Origin of the sequence: Nitrospirillum guanabarense, assembly GCF_034653355.1 — a bacterium.
In the GTDB taxonomy this organism is placed as follows: Bacteria; Pseudomonadota; Alphaproteobacteria; order Azospirillales; family Azospirillaceae; genus Nitrospirillum.
The window spans coordinates 1372501-1395400 of the sequence record NZ_JAYEER010000001.1; the positions used below are offsets into that span (position 1 = coordinate 1372501).

At 68.2% G+C, this 22900-nt stretch carries 11 protein-coding genes and 1 pseudogene; 6 read left to right on the forward strand and 6 right to left on the reverse strand.

What is annotated here, in order from left to right; translation table 11 throughout:
* Positions 1-320 precede the first annotated feature (320 nt).
* The 6 genes and pseudogenes from UAA55_RS05745 to UAA55_RS05770 all read left to right on the forward strand — a co-directional run bounded on the left by UAA55_RS05745 (position 321) and on the right by UAA55_RS05770 (position 17532).
* A complete protein-coding gene (locus UAA55_RS05745) occupies positions 321-1973 on the forward strand; it encodes a ShlB/FhaC/HecB family hemolysin secretion/activation protein (RefSeq protein ID WP_322951688.1) in 1653 nt (550 codons plus the stop codon).
* Entirely contained in the window at positions 1906-4875 is a 2970-nt protein-coding gene (locus UAA55_RS05750) for a filamentous hemagglutinin N-terminal domain-containing protein (RefSeq protein ID WP_322951689.1), read from the forward strand. Before UAA55_RS05745 ends, UAA55_RS05750 begins: the two co-directional genes overlap by 68 nt.
* The gene (locus UAA55_RS05755; protein ID WP_322951690.1) at positions 4764-11552 is read left to right on the forward strand and encodes a beta strand repeat-containing protein; all 6789 of its coding nucleotides are present in this window, start codon (positions 4764-4766) and stop codon (positions 11550-11552) included. Before UAA55_RS05750 ends, UAA55_RS05755 begins: the two co-directional genes overlap by 112 nt.
* Positions 11553-11575: 23 nt before the next feature.
* Positions 11576-12892, forward strand: a pseudogene (locus UAA55_RS05760) (beta strand repeat-containing protein); the annotation flags it as partial.
* A 118-nt stretch (positions 12893-13010) separates the two neighbouring features.
* On the forward strand, positions 13011-15719 hold the full coding sequence (locus UAA55_RS05765) for a beta strand repeat-containing protein (RefSeq protein ID WP_322951691.1): 2709 nt from the start codon (positions 13011-13013) through the stop codon (positions 15717-15719).
* Positions 15703-17532 (forward strand): tetratricopeptide repeat-containing glycosyltransferase family protein, encoded by a 1830-nt coding sequence (locus UAA55_RS05770; RefSeq protein ID WP_322951692.1) that lies wholly within the window; start codon positions 15703-15705, stop codon positions 17530-17532. The genes UAA55_RS05765 and UAA55_RS05770 overlap by 17 nt, the downstream gene beginning before the upstream one ends.
* 91 nt (positions 17533-17623) lie before the next feature.
* Here UAA55_RS05770 and UAA55_RS05775 read toward each other — a convergent pair whose 3' ends face one another.
* From UAA55_RS05775 to UAA55_RS05800, 6 genes are read right to left on the reverse strand one after another with little or no spacing between them, the layout of a single operon-like run.
* Positions 17624-18250, reverse strand: a complete 627-nt coding sequence (locus UAA55_RS05775) for a class I SAM-dependent methyltransferase (RefSeq protein ID WP_322951693.1) — start codon at positions 18248-18250, stop codon at positions 17624-17626.
* A 59-nt stretch (positions 18251-18309) separates the two neighbouring features.
* The gene (locus UAA55_RS05780) at positions 18310-19041 is read right to left on the reverse strand and encodes a tetratricopeptide repeat protein (protein WP_322951694.1); all 732 of its coding nucleotides are present in this window, start codon (positions 19039-19041) and stop codon (positions 18310-18312) included.
* 10 nt (positions 19042-19051) lie between these two features.
* Positions 19052-19936, reverse strand: coding sequence for an SDR family NAD(P)-dependent oxidoreductase (locus UAA55_RS05785; protein ID WP_322951695.1), 885 nt, complete (start codon positions 19934-19936; stop codon positions 19052-19054).
* The gene (locus UAA55_RS05790; protein WP_322951696.1) at positions 19926-20624 is read right to left on the reverse strand and encodes a TenA family transcriptional regulator; all 699 of its coding nucleotides are present in this window, start codon (positions 20622-20624) and stop codon (positions 19926-19928) included. Before UAA55_RS05790 ends, UAA55_RS05785 begins: the two co-directional genes overlap by 11 nt.
* Complete coding sequence (locus UAA55_RS05795) at positions 20617-22155, reverse strand: AMP-binding protein (protein ID WP_322951697.1); 1539 nt, start codon at positions 22153-22155, stop codon at positions 20617-20619. Before UAA55_RS05795 ends, UAA55_RS05790 begins: the two co-directional genes overlap by 8 nt.
* Positions 22148-22795 (reverse strand): thermostable hemolysin, encoded by a 648-nt coding sequence (locus UAA55_RS05800; protein ID WP_322951935.1) that lies wholly within the window; start codon positions 22793-22795, stop codon positions 22148-22150. Before UAA55_RS05800 ends, UAA55_RS05795 begins: the two co-directional genes overlap by 8 nt.
* Positions 22796-22900: the final 105 nt, after the last annotated feature.

Genomic DNA, 22900 nt, shown 5'->3' on the forward strand with positions numbered 1-22900 from the left:
CCAAGATGTGTATTTATCCGTCAAGTCAAGAATAGTGAGACTCAGCTACGATTTTCCAGATCGGTTCCATGATTTCCCCATGGTCAATATCCGCCCATGGTCACTGACCTAACCCTATGGATAGGGGCGCGACGCCTGCTTGCGTCACCGCCATGCGCCATATAGTGGTAAGAATATAATAGTGGCTCCACGCCGTATACGTTTAAACCTTTGGTTAAGAACCTACTGACTATGCTTCTGGCCGATCGTCGCCATTGTAGCTTGGTGTCAACTTGCGGACGTTAAAGGCCCTCGTCGCCGCGATGGTGGTGGTTCCACCGATGGTCGCCAAGCGGGCTGACGCCCAGGATACCGGCCAGATTCTGCGGGATGTGGAGCGGAACATCCCCCGTGAGGCCCCTCGTGCCCCCACCTTGCCGGAGCTGGCGCCGCCGCCCCCCGAAGGGGAGTTCCTGAAGGCGGGTGAGACAGTGCACGTCACCGGCTTTCGCATCATCGCCACCCTGATTCCAGAGTCGGAACTGCGGGCGCAGCTTACGTCCTACGTGGGGCGCGACTGCACCCTGGGCGATTTGCGCGAGGCGGCCGCCCGCATCAGCCGTTATTACGCCCAGCATGACCTTTTGGCCCGTGCCATCCTGCCGCGCCAGGATTTGGAAGGCGGTGTGGTCACCATCCAGGTTATGGAAGCCCGCATGGGCCGCGTGCTCATCGACCCCTCCAGCAACGTCCGCCTGGACGCCGACCAAGCCCAGGACTTCATCTATGCCCAGAACGCCCCGGGTGATCCGCTGCGTCCCAGCGCCGTGGCCACCGGCGTCTCCAACCTGGGCCTGATCCCGGGCATGCAGGCGCTCGGCGTGCTCGACGCCGGCGCGGAAGAGGGGACGACCGACGTCCTCCTCAAAATGCGTGAACCGCCGCTGGTGACCGGCACGACCGTGATCGACAACAACGCGCCGCGCGAAATCGGCGGTGTGCGTGGTCTGATCCTCGCCACCATGACGGACGCGGTGGGGGTTGGTGATCAGGTCGCCTTCACCGGTCAGGTCAGCCAGTCGTCCAAATACGGCCAGGTGATGGTGGGGGGCCCCGTCTGGCATGAGGGACTGTGGCTGGAGGCCAGCGGCGCCGTCCTGCAATACGAGGTGCCCGCCGACATCAACGCCAGCGCGCCTTCGGGTGACGCGCAGACGGCGGCCCTGACCCTGCGCTGGCTGGCGCTCCGCAGTTCCGCGGCGCCTGTGAACCTGGCCTTTGGCCTGGAACACAAATGGACCAATGACAAGCTGGTGGACGTGGTGACGGCGTCCAATCGGTTGGGAGCCGTGATCCTGGCGGCACACCGCCTGATGCGGGACGACTGGCAGGGCGGCGGGGCCTTCACCCTGGATGCCCAGGTCAAGGCCGGCAACGTCGACCTGTCGCACAATGCGGCGAACCAGGCCATCGACCAGGCCACCGCCCGCACCGCCGGGCACTTCGTCAAGGCCACCGCCTCGATCAGCCGAGCGCAGGTGCTGTGGCGGGGCGGTGACGCGCTGGTCACCCTGGCGGCGCAGATCGCGTCAAAGAACCTGAACAGCTCGGAACAATTCTCGCTCGGTGGCCCCAGCGGCGTGCGGGCCTATCCCCTGAACCAAGGCGGCGGCGACCAGGGCGCCATGCTGAATATCGAGATCGGGCAGATGGTGTCCGACAGCGTCCGCTTTTCCGCCTTTTGGGACGGCGGCTGGGTCGAACAGCACAAGACCACTTGGGGCGGCTGGGAGGGCGTGGGTTCACCCCACAATCATTATGTCCTTCAAGGCGTGGGCGCCAGTGTGCAATGGACGCCGGCCAGCAACGTGCAAATGAAGGCCACCGTCGCCCGTCGTATCGGGTCCGACGCGGGCCGCAACGCCGATGGCCTGGATTTGGACGGCCGGCGGCGCGAATTGCGGGCCTGGATGCAGATGGTCTTGTCGGTTTAGGGGGCATCATGACCAGCCGCGCACCTCTCCCCCACCGTTCCTTCCTCCGGGCCCGACTGCTGGGCTGCACCGCCGTTCTGTCGGTGATGCAGGCGCTGACCTTGCCGGCCGTGGCCGCCACGCCCGCGCCGGGCGCGCTGCCCACGGGGGGCAGGTCCAGTCGGGCGCCGCCAGCATCGGCGCCAACGGTCCGGTCATGACGGTCACGCAGACGTCCGACAAGGCCATCATCAGTTGGCAGCAATTCAACGTTGGTGCCGGCGCCACCGTCAATTTCCAGCAGCCCAACAGTTCGGCCATGACGCTGAACCGCGTACGCGGTGGCGATCCCTCCCTGATCGAGGGCGCGATCAAGGCGCCCGGCACGGTCATCCTGGTCAATCCCGGCGGCGTGGTGTTCGGCGGCGGCGCCACGGTGGATGTGGGCGGCCTGGTCGCGTCGACCATGGACATCGCGGACGAGGATTTCCAGAAGGGTCGGCTTGTCTTCAACCGGGGCTCCGCCACCGGGACCGTGGTCAACGGGGGCACTATCACTGCCCATAACGGCTCGGTTGTCCTGTTGGCGGCGCAGATCCGCAATCAGGGCCTGATCCAGGCGCAGCTGGGGTCCGTGGTCCTGGCGGCGGGTGAGACCGTGACGCTGACGCCGGACGGCGGCGCCCCCCTCAAGGTGGATCCCGCCACGGTCGAGGCGCAGATCGAGGCGGGTGGCATCATCCGCGCGCCCGGCGGCACCGTCTACCTCACGGCCCAAGCCCTGAACATCGTGGCCGGCGGCGTCATCAAGGCCACCGGCGTCATCGAGGCCGACTCCCTCACCCGGGAGGGCGGCAAGCTGGTTTTGGACGCCAACGGCCCCATCACACTGCAGGGCGCCACGTTGAGCGCCAAGGGCGCCACCGGTGGCGGCACGGTCACGGTGGGAACGGCGGAGACGGCCTCCGTCACCATGGATGCCGCCAGCCGCATCGACGCCTCCGCCACGGAGACGGGCAAGGGCGGGTCGGTCACGGTCAACAGCCAGCACACCGCCGTGCACGGCTTGGTGCTGGCCCGAGGCGGGACCCTGTGGGGTGACGGCGGCGCCATTGAGACCTCCGGCCACACGTTGGCCTTCGACGGAGCGACGGTGGATGTGGGCGCCGCCCATGGCAAGGGCGGCACCTGGCTGCTGGACCCCGTCGACCTGACGGTGAACGCCGCCTATGCCGCCGCCATCCAGACGGCGCTGGCCAGCGGCAGCGTCACGTTGCAGACCACAAACACCAGCGTGGGGTACACCGGCGTCACCGCCGGCGGGGTCACCAAGGCCAGCGGCCTGGGCGATATCGCGGTCAATGCCGGCATCACCTGGACCTCGGCCAACAGCCTGACGTTGGACGCCTATCACGGCGTGTCCATCAACGCCGCACTGTCCGGCACCAGCCTGGTGGTCCTGACCAATGACGGCGGCAGCGGCGGGGTGTTCCGGGTCACCGCCCCGGTGTCGCTGACCACCGGCCTGACCGTCAACAGCACGGCCTATACCCTGGTCACGTCGGCGGCGGCCCTGGCCGCCATCAGTGGCAGCGGCAACTACGCGCTGACCAGCGACCTGGCGCTGACCGGCGCGTGGACGCCCATCGGCTACAGCGCCACGGGCAACAACGCGTCGCCCACCGCCTTCACCGGCACGCTGGAGGGGCTGGGACACACCATCACCGGCCTGACCGTCAATGCCGCCGGGGGCGGCGCGGGCAATCTGGGCCTGCTCAGCGTCATCGGCGGCGGCGGCCTGGTGCAGAACCTGACGCTGTCCGGCGGCAAGCTGTTTGGCGGCACGGGCGGCAACCTCGGCCTTCTGGCCGGCCAGAACCAGGGCACGGTGCGCAACGTCACCGCCTCCGGCACCGTCACCGCCGGTGATGGCGCCAGCGCCGTGGGCGGCCTGATCGGTAGCAACAGCGGCACGGTCACGGCTTCCTCCGCCGCCGTGGCCGTTTCCGTCGGCAGCGGCGTGTCCAACGTGGGCGGGCTGGTGGGCGCCCAGACGGCAGGCCTCATCGCCAACAGCTCTGTCACCGGGGCCGTCACGGCCGGTTCGGCCGCCACGGCGGTCGGCGGTTTGGCCGGCTGGGTTGGGGGTGGAACGGTATCCGCCAGCTACGCCGACAGCAGCCTGACCGTTGGCGACGGCGGCAACCGCGTCGGCGGCCTGGTCGGCTATGGCGATGCCGTCATTACCCAAAGCTATGCCAGTGAGACCATCTCCGCCGGCGGCGGGGTGCAGTACGTCGGCGGGCTGCTGGGATACGGCGACACCGCCAACACGGTCAGCGCCGTCTATGCCATCGGCCCCATTTCGGTTGGCACCGCGTCCGACAGCGTGGGAGGCCTGGCCGGCTATAACGCCGGCACCATCAGCGCTGCCTACGCCACGGGGTCCATCACCGCTGGCGCCGGCACCACCAATATCGGCGGCTTCGTCGGTTCCAATGCCGGCATGGTGACAGTCGGCTTCTGGGACACGGCGACCAGCGGCCTGTCCGTCGCCTATGGCAGCAATACCGGCACGGTGTCCGCTACGGCCATCGCCGCGAACACGCTGACCACTGCCACCTATGTCGGCTTTGATTTCACCAACGATTGGTATGAGGTCGACGGCCGCACCCGGCCGTTCCTGCGCAGCGAATACGCCACCACCATCACCAACAGCCATCAGCTGCAGCTGATGGGCATGGACCCGACGGCATCCTATGTCCTGGGTAAAAACCTGGACATGAGCGGCACCACGGTGCAGGGCGGCCTTTGGTCCACCAGCGGCTTCACCCCCATCGGGTTCACGACGGTGGGGGGCAACGCTTCCCCACCGTCTTCACCGGTTCGCTGGACGGCCAGGGCTACACCATCAGCAACCTGACCCTGAGGGCGACCACATCCCACGGCGTCGGCTTGTTCTCCAGCATCGGCCCCACCGGCTCGGTCGCCAACCTGGGGCTGGTGAACGGCACGATGATCAACGCCTCCGCGGGGACCCAGGTCACCGGCTGGGGCATGCTGGCCGGCAAGTTTTCCGGCACCGTCACCAACAGCTATGCCACCGGCTCGGTCTTGGTCTCCAAGACCACGGGCGTGGGGGGGCTGGTCGGCTATATGGCGGGCGGCACCATCCTGAACAGCTATACCGGTGTCAGCTTCCTAAATGGCCTCTCGGTGACGGCGGTCGGCGGCCTGGCGGGGCAGGTCTCGGCCCAGCCCTATATCAGCGGCAGCTATGCCACCGGTGGCTTCAGCCTCTCCTCCTTCAACCAGCGCATCGGCGGGTTGGTGGGCGACGCCAATACCATGACGCTGGTCAATTCCTATGCCACCGGCGGCGTCAGCACCGGCAGCAGCGGCGCGCAATATGTCGGCGGCCTGGTCGGCGTCAACACCTTTGGCTCAATCCTGGGCAGCTACGCCACCGGCAATCTGCTGCTGTCGAGTGCCGCGGCGCGCATCGGTGGCCTGGTCGGTTCCAATTCAGGGACCATCAGCGGTAGTTACGCCACCGGAACGATCACCGCCACCGGCACCGGCAACATGTATTTCGGCGGCCTGGTCGGGGTGAACTCCCAAACCACGGCCGGTTCGGCGTCCGCGCTCATCGCCGACAGCTACGCCACGGGCAACCTGTCGGTCGGGGCGGCCACGGGCGTCAGCACGACCACGGCGCAGTATATCGGCGGGCTGCTCGGGCACGAGCAGAATGGCATCATCAGCGGCAGCTATGCCACCGGCACGGTGTCGGTTGGCCGGACCGCCTTCTACGTCGGCGGCTTGGTCGGGGCGTCGGAGGCATTCAACCTCACATCCTCATCGGTGCTGGGCAGCTATGCCACCGGCACGGTCATCGCCGGCACGGCGGGCAACGATATCGGCGGTCTCGCCGGGCGCAACTTTGGCAGCCTGATCAGGGGCGCCTACGCGACGGGGGCCGTCAGGGCCGGCACCCTGTCCAACGGCGTTGGTGGCCTGGCGGGCGAGAACGCCGTCAGCGGCACCGTCATCCCCACGATCGCCCAGAGCTGGGCCAGCGGGTCGGTGTCAGCGGCAGCGGGCGTGAGCGTGGGCGGCCTAGTCGGCAAGATGACCTCCGGCACGGTGATGACCAGCTTCTGGGACACGGTCGCCACCAACCAGACGAACGCCTATGGGACCAGTTCGGCCGGCTCCTTTTCCGCCACCGGCGTCAGTGGCACCGCCGCCTATGCCTCCGCCACGTACAGCGGCTTCGACTTCACGTCCACCTGGTACATGGTGGACGGCTATACCCGGCCCTTCCTGAAGGCGGAAGCCCGGACCACCATCATCAACGCCCACCAGCTTGAACTGATGGGCGCCAACCCGGGCGGAAGCTACGTCCTGGGCGCCAACATCACGATGGCGGAGTTGGCGCTGACCTCGGGCTTGTGGAACACGGCCACCGGCTTCGCCCCCATCGGCATCACCTCCGCCGGCGGCAACGCCAGCCCCACCGCCTTCACCGGCACGTTGAACGGGCGGAGCTACAGCATCAGCGGCATGACCATCGTCAGTGCCGCCAGCGATAACATCGGCCTGTTCAGCGACATCGGCGCCGGCGGCACGGTCGCCAACTTGACGCTGACGAACGCCAGGATCAGCGTCGGCGCCGTCAGCGGCGTCGGCCTGGTCGCCGGGCAGAACAGCGGCACCATCAGCGGCGTTCAGACCAACGGCACGATTCTGGCGGCGTCGGGCGCCCAGCGCCTCGGCGGGGTCGCCGGCGTGAATGCCGGCCTCATCACGGCGGCGTACACGGGCGGCACCGTATCGGCCGTGGCGGCCCAGAGCGTGGGCGGCATCGTTGGCTACAACAGCGCCACCGTCGCCAACAGCCACGCCATCAGCGCTGTCATTGTCGGTGATGGCGCGCAGTCCGTCGGCGGCGCCGTGGGCTATGACGCCGGCACCATCAGCGCCAGCGACGGTATCGGCATCGTCCAGGTGGGCAGCGGGGCGCAGGCCGTCGGTGGCCTGGTCGGGTATGAGGCGGGGTTGGTCACGGCCAGTTATGGCGGCGGCACGGTCACGGTGGGCAGTGCCGCGCAATATGTAGGCGGTCTTGCCGGGACCGTCACTTCAGCGGGCGTCGTCAACGGCGGCTATGGCGCCGCCTCGATCATCGCCGGCGCCGGCGCGGTGGATGTCGGCGGCCTGGTCGGCGCCAACGCCGGCCAAGTGACCGGCGCCTACGCCATTGGCGGCATCCTGGCCGGCAGCGCCGGCACCGCCGTGGGCGGCCTGGCGGGCGCCAACACCGGGACCATCACCGCGGCCTATGCCACCGGAAGCGTCCTCGCGGGCCAGGGCGCCACCGTGATGGGCGGCCTGGTGGGGCAGAACGACGGCGCGGTGTCGGGCTATTGGGACACGGGGACCACCGGCCTGACCGTGGGCTATGGCGCCAATACCGGCAGCGCCTCGGTCACGGGCATCAGCGGCTCCTCGGTCTATCTCAGCGCCACCTACGCGGCCTTCGACTTCACCAGCGTCTGGTACATGGTCGATGGCTACACCCGGCCCTTCCTGCGGGCGGAGTACAACACCACCGTCGTGAATGCCCATCAGTTGGAACTGGTGAACCTGAACCTGACGGCGACCTACACGCTGGGGCGCGATATTGACGTCAGTGAAGCCACTAGCACGGCCGGCTTGTGGGCGACGGCCACCGGCTTCCTGCCCATCGGCTTCAGCACCGCCGGCAACAATGCCAGCCCAGGCAGCTTCACGGGCACGCTGAACGGCCAGGGCCATGCCGTCAACAACCTGGTCATGGCCAACGCTGCGGCCAGCAACATGGCGCTGTTCAGCGCCATCGGCACTGGCGGCGTCGTGCAAAGCGTGGGTGTCTACAACGGCACGGTGGTGGGCGGCGGCGGCAACGTCGCGCTACTGGCCGGCAGCAACGCCGGCACCATCCTCAGCGCCTATGCCACCGGCACCGTCACGGCCGGCAGCGGTGCCCAGTACGTGGGCGGGCTGGTCGGCGGGAACACCGGCACCATCAGCGTGGCCTATGCCACGGCCGACGTCACCGCCGGCGCCAACGCGGCCGACGTGGGCGGGCTGGTGGGCTACAATGCCGGCCGGGTCACCGTGGCCTATGCCAGCGGCGTGGTGACGGCGGGTGCCGGCGTGGGGTCCATCGGGGCCTTCGCCGGCGGCAATGACGGTGTAATCGCGGGCGCCTATTGGGATGGTGGCAGCAGCGGCCAGACGGTGGGGTATGGCGGCGGGACGGGGACGTTCAGCGCCACAAACGTCAGCGGCACGGCGGCCTATGCCTCCGCCACTTACACCAGCTTCGACCTCACCAACACCTGGTACATGATCAGCGGCTACACCCGCCCGCTGCTGCGCATGGAATATGGCACGGTCATCGGTAACGCCCACGAGTTGCAGCTGGTCAACCTGGCCATGACGGCCAACTATGTCCTGGGCGCCAACGTCACGATGAGCGAGCTGGCGCAGGCCGGTGGTCTGTGGAGTTCCGCCGGCTTCGTGCCCCTGGGCCTCAATACCGCCAACTCGAACAACAGCCCGGCCTTGTTCAACGGCACGTTCGATGGCTTTGGCCACAGCATCGTCGGCCTCACCATCAACAACACCGTTTCCAACAATGTCGGCCTGATCAGCTACAACAACGGCACCATCCGCAATTTGAGCGTACTAGGCGCCCGCATCAACGTCGACGCCCCCAACGACGTCGGCATCGTCGCGGGCGAAAGCGTCGCGACCGTCAGCAACGTTTACGCCAGTGGCACCCTCATCGCCTCCGGGGCGGTCTCCTACATGGGCGGCCTGTTCGGATTCATGAGCGGCACCGTGGTGAACAGCGGTGCCGCCGTCACCCTTCAGGTGGGATTCGCCGCGCAACAGGTGGGCGGCCTGGTCGGCATCGATTCCGGCTTTCTGTCCGGCAGCTTCGCCACCGGCACCATCTCCGCCGGCAGCGGTGTGCTGAACATCGGCGGCTTGGTGGGCCAGGTCGCGGGCACCGTCAGCAACAGCTACGCCATGGTCAACGTTTCCGTGGCCAGCGGCACCGCCGGCGGCACGGCCATTGGTGGGTTGGCGGGCGTCAACCAGGGGTTGATCGCCAACAGCTATTCCACCGGCAGTGTCACGGCGGGCCCGTCCGCGGTTTCCGTCGGGGCCTTCCTGGGCGACAATCAGAACGCCGTGACCACCAGCTATTGGGACACGACCACGTCGGGCATGACGGTGGGCATCGGTGGCGGCACGGGCACGGCCGCCGACGCCACCGGCTTGGCCACCACCGCCTGGCTGACCAGCGGGCCCATAGCGCAGTCCGTGTTCAGCACGACGGATTGGTTCAACGGCTCACCCTATCCGCTGCTGAAGTCGCTGCCCTATATCGTGATCACCGGTTCGGGCAGTGGCGTCTATGGCGCCACCACCGTCACGGCGACCACCACCAGCGCCTATGATCAGTTGGGCCGCAGCGTGGGCAGCGGCCTATCCACCTCCGGCATGGTCTGGACCACGAGCGAGGCTCGCTCCGCCGTTGGCTCCTACAGCCTGCTTGGCCTGGGTGGCGCCAGCTATTCCGGCGGTGTCTACCAGTTCTCATCCTCCGGCACGCTGACGGTGACCCCGGCGGCACTGACCATCACGGCCAGCGGTGCGACCAAGACCTACGGGACCAGCGCCAGCCTGACGGGCTACAGCAGCAGCGGGCTGGTGAACGGCGACAGCATCAGCGCCGTAACGCTGGCCAGCAGCGGCAGCGGCACGGCGGCGTCGGTGGGCAGCTACAGCGTTGTGGCCTCGGGCGCCACGGGCACGGGGCTCAGCAACTACTCGGTGAGCTATGCCGACGGCACGCTGACGGTGAACCCGGCGGCGCTGACGATCACGGCCAGCGGTGCGACCAAGACCTATGGCGCCAGCGCCAGCCTGACGGGCTACAGCAGCAGCGGGCTGGTGAACGGCGACAGCATCAGCGCCGTGACGCTTGCGTCCAGTGGTTCTGGCACGGCGGCGTCGGTGGGCAGCTACGGCATCACCGCCAGCGGCGCCACGGGCACGGGGCTGAGCAATTACTCGGTGAGCTATGCCGCCGGCACGCTGACGGTGAACCCTGCCGCGCTGACGATCACGGCCAGCGGCGCCACCAAGACCTACGGCACCAGCGCCAGCTTGACGGGGTACAGCAGCAGCGGCCTGGTGAACGGCGATAGCATCAGCGGCGTGACGCTTGCGTCCAGTGGTTCTGGCACGGCGGCGTCGGTGGGCAGCTACAGCGTCACCGCCAGCGGCGCCACGGGCACGGGGCTCAGCAATTATTCGGTGAGCTACGCCGACGGCACGCTGACGGTGAACCCCGCGGCGCTGACGATCACGGCCAGCGGTGTAACCAAGGCCTATGGCACCAGCGCCAGCCTGACGGGCTACAGCAGCAGCGGGCTGGTGAACGGCGACAGCATTGCGGCCGTGACGCTGGCCAGCAGCGGCAGCGGCACGGCCGCGTCGGTGGGCAGCTACAGCGTTGTGGCCAGCGGGGCGTCGGGCACGGGTCTGAGCAACTACTCGGTGAGCTATGCCGCTGGTACGCTGACGGTGACCCCGGCGGCGCTGACGATCACGGCCAGTGGGGCGAGCAAGACCTACGGCGCCAGCGCCAGCCTGACGGGCTACAGCAGCAGCGGGCTGGTGAACGGCGACAGCATCAGCGCCGTGACGCTTGCGTCCAGTGGTTCTGGCACGGCGGCGTCGGTGGGCAGCTACAGCGTTGTGGCCTCGGGCGCCACGGGGACGGGGCTGAGCAATTACTCGGTGAGCTACACCGACGGCACGCTGACGGTGAACCCGGCGGCACTGACCATCACGGCCAGTGGCGCGACCAAGACTTACGGCGCCAGCGCCAGCCTGACGGGGTACAGCAGCAGTGGCCTGGTGAACGGCGATACCATCAGCGCCGTGACCCTGGCCAGCAGCGGCAGCGGCACGGCGGCGTCGGTGGGCAGCTACGGCGTTGTGGCCAGCGGGGCCACGGGCACGGGTCTCAGCAACTACTCGGTGAGCTACGCCGACGGCACGCTGACGGTGAACCCTGCGGCGTTGACCATCACGGCCAGTGGCGCGACCAAGACTTACGGCGCCAGCGCCAGCCTGACGGGGTACAGCAGCAGCGGCCTGGTGAATGGCGATAGCATCAGCGCGGTGACGCTCGCGTCCAGTGGTTCTGGCACCGCGGCGTCGGTGGGCAGCTACAGCATCACCGCCAGCGGCGCGACGGGCACGGGTCTGAGCAACTACTCGGTGAGCTACGCCGACGGCACGCTGACGGTGACCCCAGCGGCGCTGACGATCACGGCCAGCGGGGCGACCAAGACCTACGGCGACCAGCGCCAGCCTGACGGGCTACAGCAGCAGCGGTCTGGTGAATGGCGACAGCATCAGCGGCGTGACCCTGGCATCCAGCGGCAGCTGGCACGGCGGCGTCGGTGGGCAGCTACAGCGTTGTGGCCAGCGGGGCCACGGGCACGGGGCTCAGCAACTACTCGGTGAGCTATGCCGACGGCACGCTGACGGTGAACCCGGCGGCACTGACGATCACGGCCAGCGGGGCAACCAAGACCTACGGGACCAGCGCCAGCCTGACGGGGTACAGCAGCAGCGGCCTGGTGAACGGCGACAGCATCAGCGCGGTGACGCTCGCGTCCAGTGGTTCTGGCACCGCGGCGTCGGTGGGCAGCTACGGCGTCACCGCCAGCGGCGCCACGGGCACGGGTCTCAGCAACTACTCGGTGAGCTACGCCGACGGCACGCTGACGGTGACCCCGGCGGCACTGACGATCACGGCCAGCGGGGCGACCAAGACCTATGGCGCCAGCGCCAGCCTGACGGGGTACAGCAGCAGCGGCCTGGTGAACGGCGACAGCATCAGCGGCCGTGACGCTGGCCAGCCACCGGCAGCGGCACGGCGGCGTCGGTGGGCAGCTACGGCGTCACCGCCAGCGGGCGCCACGGGCACGGGTCTGAGCAACTACTCGGTGAGCTACGCCGCCGGCACGCTGACGGTGACCCCGGCGGCGCTGACGATCACGGCCAGCGGTGCGACCAAGACCTATGGCACCAGCGCCAGCCTGACGGGGTACAGCAGCAGCGGCCTGGTGAACGGCGATAGCATCAGCGCGGTGACGCTTGCGTCCAGTGGTTCTGGCACGGCGGCGTCGGTGGGCAGCTACAGCGTTGTGGCCAGCGGGGCCACGGGCACGGGGCTGAGCAATTACTCGGTGAGCTACGCCGACGGCACGCTGACGGTGACCCCGGCGGCGCTGACGATCACGGCCAGCGGCGCCACCAAGACCTACGGCGCCAGCGCCAGCCTGACGGGGTACAACAGCAGCGGCCTGGTGAACGGCGACAGCATCAGCGCTGTCACCCTGGCCAGCACCGGCAGCGGCACGGCGGCGTCGGTGGGTAGCTACAGCATTGTGGCGAGCGGTGCCACGGGCACGGGTCTCAGCAACTACTCGGTGAGCTATGCCGCTGGTACGCTGACGGTGAACCCGGCGGCGCTGACGATCACGGCCAGCGGTGCGAGCAAGACCTATGGCACCAGCGCCAGCCTGACGGGTTACAGCAGCAGCGGCCTGGTGAACGGCGATAGCATCAGCGCGGTGACGCTGGCCAGCACGGGCAGCGGCACCGCGGCGTCGGTGGGCAGCTACAGTGTTGTGGTGAGCGGTGCCACGGGCACGGGTCTCAGCAACTACTCGGTGAGCTACGCCGACGGCACGCTGACGGTGAACCCCGCGGCGCTGACGATCACGGCCAGCGGGGCGACCAAGACCTACGGCACCAGCGCCAGCCTGACGGGGTACAGCAGCAGCGGGCTGGTGAACGGCGACAGCATCAGCGCCGTGACGCTGGCCAGCCAGCGGCAGCGGCACGGCCGCGTCGGTGGGCAGCTACAGCGTTGTGGCCAGCGGGGCGTCGGGCACGGGTCTGAGCAACTACTCGGTGAGCTATGCCGCTGGTACGCTGACGGTGACCCCGGCGGCGCTGACGATCACGGCCAGCGGGGCGAGCAAGACCTACGGGACCAGCGCCAGCCTGACGGGCTACAGCAGCAGCGGGCTGGTGAACGGCGACAGCATCAGCGCCGTGACGCTTGCGTCCAGTGGTTCTGGCACGGCGGCGTCGGTGGGCAGCTACAGCGTTGTGGCTTCCGGCGCCACGGGCACGGGGCTGAGCAATTACTCGGTGAGCTACACCGCCGGCACGCTGACGGTGAACCCGGCGGCGCTGACGATCACGGCCAGCGGTGCCACCAAGACCTATGGCGCCAGCGCCAGCCTGACAGGCTACAGCAGCAGCGGGCTGGTGAATGGTGACAGCATCAGCGCCGTGACCTTGGCGTCCAGTGGTTCTGGCACGGCGGCGTCGGTGGGCAGCTACAGCGTTGTGGCCTCGGGCGCCACAGGCACGGGTCTCAGCAACTACTCGGTGAGCTACGCCGACGGCACGCTGACGGTGAACCCTGCCGCGCTGACGATCACGGCCAGCGGGGCGACCAAGACCTATGGCACCAGCGCCAGCCTGACAGGCTACAGCAGCAGCGGGCTGGTGAATGGTGACAGCATCAGCGCCGTGACGCTGACCAGTACTGGCAGCGGCACGGCGGCGTCGGTGGGCAGCTACAGCGTTGTGGCCAGCGGGGCCACGGGCACGGGGCTCAGCAACTACTCGGTGAGCTACGCCGACGGCACGCTGACGGTGACCCCGGCAGCGCTGACGATCACGGCCAGCGGTGCCACCAAGACCTACGGGACCAGCGCCAGCCTGACGGGCTACAGCAGCAGCGGCCTGGTCAATGGCGACAGCATCAGTGCGGTGACGCTCGCCAGCACGGGCAGCGGCACGGCCGCCTCGGTGGGCAGCTATAGCATCAACGCGAGCGGCGCCACGGGCACGGGGCTGAGCAACTACTCGGTGAGCTACGCCGATGGCACGCTGACGGTGAACCCTGCGGCGCTGACCATCACGGCCAGCGGGGCGAGCAAGACCTACGGGACCAGCGCCAGTCTGACGGGCTACAGCAGCAGCGGCCTGGTCAATGGCGACAGCATCAGTGCGGTGACGCTGGCCAGCACGGGCAGCGGCACGGCCGCCTCGGTGGGCAGCTACAGCGTTGTGGCCTCGGGCGCCACGGGCACGGGTCTCAGCAACTACTCGGTGAGCTACGCCGATGGCACGCTGACGGTGAACCCGGCGGCGCTGACGATCACGGCCAGCGGTGCGAGCAAGACCTATGGCACCAGCGCCAGCCTGACGGGGTACAGCAGCAGCGGCCTGGTGAACGGCGATAGCATCAGCGCGGTGACGCTTGCGTCCAGTGGTTCCAGCACGGCGGCGTCGGTGGGCAGCTACAGCGTTGTGGCGAGTGGCGCCACGGGCACGGGTCTGAGCAACTACTCGGTGAGCTACGCCGCCGGCACGCTGACGGTGAACCCGGCGGCGCTGACCATCACGGCCAGGGGTGCGAGCAAGACCTACGGCGCCAGCGCCAGCCTGACGGGGTATAGCAGCAGCGGCTTGGTGAATGGCGATAGCATCAGCGCGGTGACCCTGGCCAGCAGCGGCAGCGGCACGGCCGCTTCGGTGGGCAGCTACAGCATCACCGCCAGCGGTGCCACGGGCACGGGTCTCAGCAACTACTCGGTGAGCTATGCCGCTGGTACGCTGACGGTGAACCCCGCGGCGCTGACGATCACGGCCAGCGGGGCAACCAAGACCTATGGCACCAGCGCCAGCCTGACGGGGTACAGCAGCAGCGGCCTGGTGAACGGCGATAGCATTGCGGCCGTGACCCTGGCCAGCAGCGGGTCCGGCACGGCCGCCTCGGTGGGCAGCTACAGCATCACCGCCAGCGGCGCCACGGGCACGGGGTTGAGCAACTACTCGGTGAGCTATGCCGACGGCACGCTGACGGTGAACCCGGCGGCGCTGACCATCACGGCTAATGACGCGACCAAGACGGCGGGCCTGGAGTTGATTTTGGCGGGCTATGGCATCAGCGGACTGCTGAACAGCGATAGCGTGACGCAGGTAACGTTGAGCAGCCCGGGTGCCACGGCATCGGCGGCCCCCGGTAATTACACCGTGACCCCCAGCGGTGCGGTCGGCACAGGGCTCAGCAACTATGACATCCGCTACCAGAGCGCGGTGCTGAGCGTCACGGCTTCCGCCGTGCTGACCACCAGCACGTTGCAGCGTCAGGTGGTGGCCGCTGTGGTGCCGACCGCCAGCCTTGCGGCGGTTACCCCGATTGTGGCCACCACCTCAAGCCTGGGCAGCACCACGTCGCTGACCAGCACCAACGTCGGGACCACCACGGCGGCGACCACGTCCACCGCCGGCGCGTCAACTAGCACCACCACCGCAACGCAGAGCACGTCGGGGCAGAGCACGTCAGGAACGTCGTCCAGCGGATCGGGGACGAGCGGAACGTCATCCAGTGACAGCGGCTCCTCCTCGTCGTCTGGCACCGCTGTTTCCTCCAGCACCTCGTCCCGCGGCGGAGAGGGGGGCGGGAGCAGCGGTGACGGCCAGGCGGTGGCGCAGACCTTCGCGGTTTCTTCCTCCGGCACCGAGGGCGGTGTCTATAATCAACTGCAAATGACATCGGCCCCCATTCAAGGCACGAAGCAGGATGAGCGTAAGCAATAACGGCGATTTTTCCATTCCCGTGGTGGAACGCAGCGGCGATGTGTTGATGGAGATCGGGCGCCGCGTTCCCGCGTTCGCACAGGGCCTGCATTTGCAATCGTCCGGGCGGACGGCGGAGGCCCGGCAGGTGTTCCTGCAACTGACGGAGCGCCCGGAACTCACCGCACCCAGCCTGCATCAGTTGGGCGTAATGGCGGCCTATGAGGGCGACAACCTGCGGGCCGCCGGACTGTTCGAGCATGCCCTGAAGATAGAGCCGGCGGAGACGCTGTATTACTGCTCCCTGGGCATGGTGTTCGAGCGCATGGGCGATCTGCCCCGCGCGGCGAGCATCATGGTGAATCTGGCCGTGATGTTGCAAACACGGGGCCAGCATGCCGATGCCATTCCGCTTTACCGCCGTATCCTGGCGCTTTCCCCGTTGAACTATTCCGCCTGGGTCAACATGGGTACGGGGCTGGCCTGGATGGGGCAGTCCCGCGAGGCTGTCGTCCCTTTGATCGTGGGTGTCATCCTGTTCGGCCGCGTCTTGCCGGAGGCCCGGGACCTTGGAAAGCTTTTGGTCGAAGAGATTGGTGACCGCCTGCCGGAGCTGACGGCCGCGCTGGCCACCCTGCCGGAGGGGATGCCGGATGGCCGGCTGGAGCGTCTGGAGGAAGTCTTGCAGACCCTGGACAAGGCCCTGCGCACCGCCGGCTTCATCGACGCCACGGTGATGGCGCTGGATGTGGCGCTGAAGCTGGCGCCCGGCAATGCGCTGGCCCGCTGGAACCACTCCTTGGCCTGCCTCGCCCGTGGCGACTTCGCCACCGGCTGGGCGGATTACGAGTGGCGCTGGGTGTGGGACCAGTTCCCCGAGCCCCGGCGCATCCTGGCCGCGTCGCAGTGGCGCGGGGAAGAGCTGGCGGGCAAACGCATCTATGTCTGGGGGGAGCAAGGGTTCGGCGACATCCTGCAATTCGCCCCCCTCGCGCGCATCCTGATGGATCGCCATGCCCCGGCGGAGGTGGTGCTGGAGGTGTCCTCCCCCTTGGTGGGCATCCTCGCCATCGCCCTGGCGCGGCTCGGCATCCGTGTCGTGTCACGGCCCGATAACCCACACCGGTTCGGGGTGGAAGAGGCGTTCGACTACCACATTCCGCTCCTGAGCCTGCCCCATATGCTGTCGCTGCGTGTGCCGGACCTGCCATTGATGCCCGGCTGGCTGGTCCTGCCGGAGGAGCAGGTGGCGCGCGGTCGCGACTTGCTGCCCCCGCCCAGTGGCAAGCGCCGTGTCGGCGTGGTCTGGGCCGGACGGCCGCAGCATTCGGAGGATGCGCGCCGGTCCTTGCCCCTGGCGCATCTGGGCGCCGTGCTCGACGCCATTCCCGACGCCGAGTGGTTTTCCCTGCAGGTGGGCCCGCGCGCCGGCGACGCCCTGGCGTTCAAGGGCCGCCTGCGCGACCTCAGCCCGCAGTTGAAGGACTTCATCGACACCGCCGCCATCATCGCCAATCTTGACCACGTGGTCGCGGTGGACACGGGCGTCGCCCACTTGGCGGGCTCAATGGGCAAGCCGGTGTCGCTGCTGCTGGCCCATTCCGTCGATTGGCGGTGGGGCATCGGCGACACCACGTCCCCCTGGTATCCCAACCACAGCATCCATCGCCAGCCCGCCTTGGGCGATTGGCCCGGGGTCATCGCCTCCCTGCGGGAGGAGCACGCGCAGCTCGCCGCTTCGCCGCATGCCGCCGATGTCCCCCTTCCGGCGGAAACCAAGCGCCGGGAGCGGTCCCGCCGCCGGGCGGCTGTGAAGGAAGCTGCGGAAAGCTGATCCCCCGGCATTGACGATTGAGCCCTGGGGAGGGGCAGGTCCAGCCACCAGTGATAGCCGGGCGCCAGCCCGGCGGAACGGCCCCAAGGCTTCAAGGAGCGGTATTCTCGGCGATGGCGATCAGGCCGATCATTCCATGCCCCAGCGAGACGGATTGGATGGACAGGGCGTGGCCGGGAAAGCCCCCGGCCAGCAGCATGGACGTCAGGTCGATGGGCGTGAACAGGCGGTGGGTGCCGGTCCCGGCGAACGGCCAGCGCCGCATGGTGGCCGCATCGGTCACATAGACCGCCAACCGTCCACCGGGGCGCAGCACGCGCCTCGCCTCGCGCAGGACGCCGGCCGAATTCCGCCAAAAATAGGCGACGTTGACCGCGAGTATCCCGTCCACCGAGGCGGTCGGCAACGGCAGCGTGTCAAAGCGGCCAAGATGCAGATGGAGCCGCCCCCGTTGCTGGGACCGGCGGTTAAGCCGGGCCGCCTGCCGCAGCATGACGGCCGACTGGTCGATCCCATGGACAACACCGGCCGATCCCACCGCTTTCATGGCCAGGGCAAGCCCATGACCGGGCCCGGAACCAAGTTCCAGGACCGTGTCGCCAGGACGTGGCGCCAAGGCGTCGACCGTTGCCCGGTTGGGCAGGGCGTTCACGCGGTTCATGACCAGGCCGAGCAAAAATCCCGCAACGCCGGTGGGATGGCGCAGTTGGTTTCCCACCCCATGCCAAACCGCCTGGAGCCGGGCCGGCGGAACCGCAAGTCGCTTGAAGGTTCCCATCAGCCGGCCGCCAATTTTTGCTGCGCGTGTCTCAGCAGGACGCGGATTTCAGCACGACGCCCCGCGTCCCAGACCGGCCTGTCCTGAATGGGAGGTGCCGCCAGACCATGCGCCAGCACCTCCGCCGCTTTGCGGTAATCCCCCCGCTGAAAAAGGAAGTCGCCATAGAAATAGTTGGCATCCAGCCCGTCGGGATTGATGGCCAGCCCTTCCTCCAGATAGCGGCGGGCTTTGTCGTCATCGCCAAAGCTCAGGGGAAAGCCAGGCACTTTGTAGTAGAGGGAGCCAAGGCTGGTGGGCACGGCGCCCCCCACCGCGTGGTAGTCCAGGCGTCCGGCCATTTCCAGCAGCGCGCGGGCCTCGCGAGCCAGGGACAGGGCGCCCATGCCCCCCTTCAGGCCCGCTTGGCTGCTGAGGGCCAGGGCTTGCCAGATCAGGGGCTCCGCATGGCCGGGATATCGCGATGCCAACTGGCCCGCCTGTTCAGCCAGCGCCGCCATGGCTTGGATGCGGGTGTCGCGATCCGTCAACTCGAAGGAAATATGGGACCATTCCCGCTCCACCGCGACCAGGGCCGCCAGCATCGCGGATGTCGCGGGGTCGGTCGCGACGTTCTGGCCGGTGGGCACGTCATCCATGGGCGACGCGTAGCCGGCGGTCGGGAGGGGAAGGAAGGCGATCATCGTGACGAAGGCCAACTGGCGCAGCGTGGGCACGCGGGCACGATCCATGGGTGGCTCCTCAGACCAGGGGCAGGTAATCGACACGGGGGCCGGCGGCATCGGGGCTGGGCTGTCGCACCGCTTCCGGCGGTAACGGCGCGCCGAGTGGACCTCGCCGCAACTGGTGCCTTACCGCCGCGTCGACCAACCGGGGGAAAAGGCGCTGGATCAGGACGAATAGACGTTCGGGGCCGGCGGGATAGGCGGTGTTGGCCCCGGCCTGGGCAGCGGTCCATATCCGCTTCGCTATGTCCGCGGTCGGGTCCGTCGGCATGTCCAGCAACGCCAGGAGTGGTTCAAGAGCGTCCGTTGCCGGTGTGCGCGCACCGCGCGGCGCGGCGTAGGTGACACCCACGCCACAGCCCCGCAACTCCCGCCGCAGGGCGTCGGACAGGCCGCGCAAACCATACTTGGAGGCACAGTAGGCCGCAAACAGCGGATAGGGGATGTCCCCCAGCAGGGAGCCGATGTTGACCACCCGACCCGCGGCGGCGGTCAGCAGGGGGAGGAAGTCCCGTGTCAGGGCCAGGGGCGCCATCAAGTTGGTGGCCATCACCGCCGCCAGCGTCTGATCGTCCATGGCTGACAGGGTCCCCGCCCACACCAGGCCGGCGTTGTTCACCAGGAAGTCCAGGCCGCCGGCATGATCTTGGACAGCGCGCGTCAAGGCTTGACGGTCCTGGGCCAGGGTCACGTCGGCTGGCAGGACAAGGCATGGAGCGCCGGGGCGCAACATCGCTTTGGTGGCCTCCAGCGGGGAGCGTCGCCGTCCGACCAAAACCAGGCCCATTCCCCGCTGCGATGCCTCGATGGCGAGCGCCTGGCCTATACCTGAACCGGCACCGGTGATCAGCGCGACCATGCCGTGGGCGCCCAAATCATGTTGCCCCACGTCATGCGGCATGGCACGCACTCCCCTGCGCGCTTTCCAAGCCCCGGCTCAGGTCGCGGAAGATGTCGCCATAAAGTCGGTAGACCATGATGGCGGTGTCGATGATGACCGGCAGCGCTTCCGGGGCGCGCAGGCTGTCGACCAGTTGCTGGAAGAAGGCGACGTGTTCCTCATCCAACGCCCCATGGGAGGTCAGGTAACGGAAGCCGTCCGCGCCATCAGGGCGATAGGCCCGCCGCAGGGCGTCGGCGACGCGGGAGGCCAGCAGCGTCGACATGCTTTCCAGGACATGGACCATGCCCATCAGGGCGTAGGGACTGACACGTTCTATGGTGTCGTAGACACAGGCCAGCATGGCCCGGCAGGCGTGGCCCGGCATGGACGCGGCCACTTGCGCGGCGTCACCGCCCACCGCATCGATATCGTCGAGGATCCATTGTTCATGCCCCTGTTCCTCATTGATGTAGTCGAACAGCGCGGCCCGGTAATCCTCATCTTCGGTTCGCGCGGCCGCAAGGGCCAGCAGCCGGCAGGTATGGCGAACGTGATGATAGGCCTGCGCCAGGAAGTCACGGTAGAGCGGCAGTGGCACGGCGCCATCCATTGCCATGCTCAGTATGGGAATGGACAGGAAGGCGCCACGGGCATGGGCGGTATCCGCCAGCAGGCGCTGATAGGGTGTCGGCATGGCGTCAGTCACGGGCGGTCTCCGTCAGGCGATTAGGGACTGCATCCGCCGGTGGCGCCAGCGGATGAAGCCGGGAGTGGTAGGCGGCTGCGGTCTCGCGCCGACGCAGCCGGCCGTTGACGGTGAAAAGGCCTCGCGCCGCCAGGTCACGCGGGAGGACCACATGGTGGCGGTGCGGCCTGGCATAGGGGGGTAGGCTGGCGGCGGCCTCCGCGACCAAGGCGCCGATGGTTCCGCTGTCGGCTGCCTGGAACCAGGCTTCCGCCCCGGGGGAAGGAACCAGCAGAATCGCCAGCCCGTCCATGCCGCCATCGCTGAGCAGGCAGTGCGACAGACGGCTATCATTCAGGAAATGCGCCTCCACCCATTCGGGGCTGATGTTGCGTCCCCAGGGCGTCACGATCAGCGCGTCCCGGCGTCCGTGGATGGTCAGGTGGCCGTCGCTATCGACGGATCCCAGGTCACCGGTGTACCAGTTTGCCGGCCGGGCGGGCGCATCAATGGATGGCCGGCCAACGTATCCCGACATGATCGAAGGACCGGCAACGACGATTTCCCCCTGGTCAAGGGTGACGCGCAAGCCGGGCAGGGGCCGCCCCACCGTGCCCGCTCGTCGCTCGCCTGGTCGGTTCAAGGTCACTACCGAGCAACACTCGGACAAGCCATAGCCTTCATGCACGGGAATGCCGAGGGCCCAGGCCCTTTCCGCCAAGGCGGTGGGAACGGCGGCCCCGCCCACGGCCACGAGGCGCAGGCTGGGCGGGACCACGCCGCCCCGCTGCTCAAGTTCCGTCACCCAGGCGGACAGGAGTTGGGGGACCAGCATCAGGCAGGTGGGGGCGGCGGCGGCGATGGCTCGGGCCAGCCCCGGCGGTGGTGGGCCGCCAATGCGCGACGCCAGCTCGGGCATCAGCGTCACCCGCGCCCCGGCGCGAAGCGGCATGGTCACCGCGCAAAGGGTTTCCAGCAGCAGGGCCATGGGTAGAAGGCTGAGATAGTGATCGTCAGGCCGCGCGCCGATGGCTTCGGTCAGCGCCATGGTGCTCCAGGAAAGCTGGCGCCCCTCCAGTATTACGCCTTTGGGCGTGCCCGTGCTGCCCGATGTGTAAATGATCTGCCGCGCCGTTCCCGCGTGGTCCAAGGCCGCCGTCGTCGCCGTCACGTCCGGTATCCGCAGGATGGGCACACCCAGGTCCGCTATCAGGTCGGGGTCGACGTCGGGCCCGTGAATGACATGGGTGATGCCGGCATCGACGGCGATGTGACGCCATTGATCGGGCGAGAAGAAGGGGGGTAACGGAACGGCGGTATAACCCGCGTGCCAGATGGCCAGTTGGGCCACCGTCCATTCCACGCGGTTGCCGCCGACAAGGCCGATGACCGGCCGTGCGCGCCCCCTTTCCACCGTCGTCAGCGCCCCGGCCGTGCCCGCGACGCGGGCTGCCAGGTCGGCATAGTCCAGGAATGAGGTGCCGTCGGTGACCGCAGGTCGGTGGGGCGTGAGGGCCGCATGCCGGCGGATGGAACGCAGAAGCTCACGCATCAGCCGAAACCTCCGTTCGCGTCAGGGCTGGACTGAGGAATGGCCAGTCATCGGCCGCGCAGACGGCCGGGGCGCTTTCATAGTAGCGCCCCCAGGCGGCGGCATCGGGCCGGCGGGCGGGATCCGCCTGGGCCAGGACCAGCAATGGCGGATAAAAACGCCGTAAAAGCTGCCGCAGCCGCGACGTGGCGGTGAAGAAGCACCAGTCATATCCGTCAAGTGCCCCGCGGCAGGCCAGGCCGTGGAAGAAGCCGGCGGACAAATTGGCACGGCGGCTGACCATGGTGGTGATCTCGAACACCCGCGCGCGGTGCACGTGGCGTCCGCTCCGCCGCCCGAGGAGACGCTCTATCGGTTGATCGAGATAGGCTTCCGAAAAGAAGCCGTCGGCGGTAGTCCGCACGCCGGCGGCACAGGCGGGATTTCCGTCTTGGTCCAGCGCCGCCATCATCAGGCGCGGAAAGTGGGTGATGGACGCCCCGTAGGCTTGCGCATAGGTGTCGCTGACCAACTGCTCCACGGCCGGCCGCAACGGGTGGCCGACGGGCAGGACCACGACATCGGAAGGTCTGTCCCGGGCGGACACGGACGTGCAGTCGTCTTGCGCGGACACAGGCCGGGGATGGGATGCCGCATTCATGGGGACGCGCCTTCGCTGATGGAACCGCGCCTCGGCCGCCGTCAAAGCGGTGAAGCGATGGGGCCATGCTAGGGCCGTGTGTCGTGGAGTAGTGTGGACTTGCCC

Bases quoted from the DNA above. Each gene is read 5' to 3' on its own strand.
- UAA55_RS05800 (WP_322951935.1), bottom strand. From the start codon at position 22,795: ATGAATGCGGCATCCCATCCCCGGCCTGTGTCCGCGCAAGACGACTGC.
- UAA55_RS05785 (WP_322951695.1), bottom strand. From the start codon at position 19,936: ATGCCGCATGACGTGGGGCAACATGATTTGGGCGCCCACGGCATGGTC.
- UAA55_RS05770 (WP_322951692.1), top strand. From the start codon at position 15,703: ATGAGCGTAAGCAATAACGGCGATTTTTCCATTCCCGTGGTGGAACGC.
- UAA55_RS05780 (WP_322951694.1), bottom strand. From the start codon at position 19,041: ATGGATCGTGCCCGCGTGCCCACGCTGCGCCAGTTGGCCTTCGTCACG.
- UAA55_RS05795 (WP_322951697.1), bottom strand. From the start codon at position 22,155: ATGCGTGAGCTTCTGCGTTCCATCCGCCGGCATGCGGCCCTCACGCCC.
- UAA55_RS05750 (WP_322951689.1), top strand. From the start codon at position 1,906: ATGGCCTGGATTTGGACGGCCGGCGGCGCGAATTGCGGGCCTGGATGC.
- UAA55_RS05745 (WP_322951688.1), top strand. From the start codon at position 321: ATGGTCGCCAAGCGGGCTGACGCCCAGGATACCGGCCAGATTCTGCGG.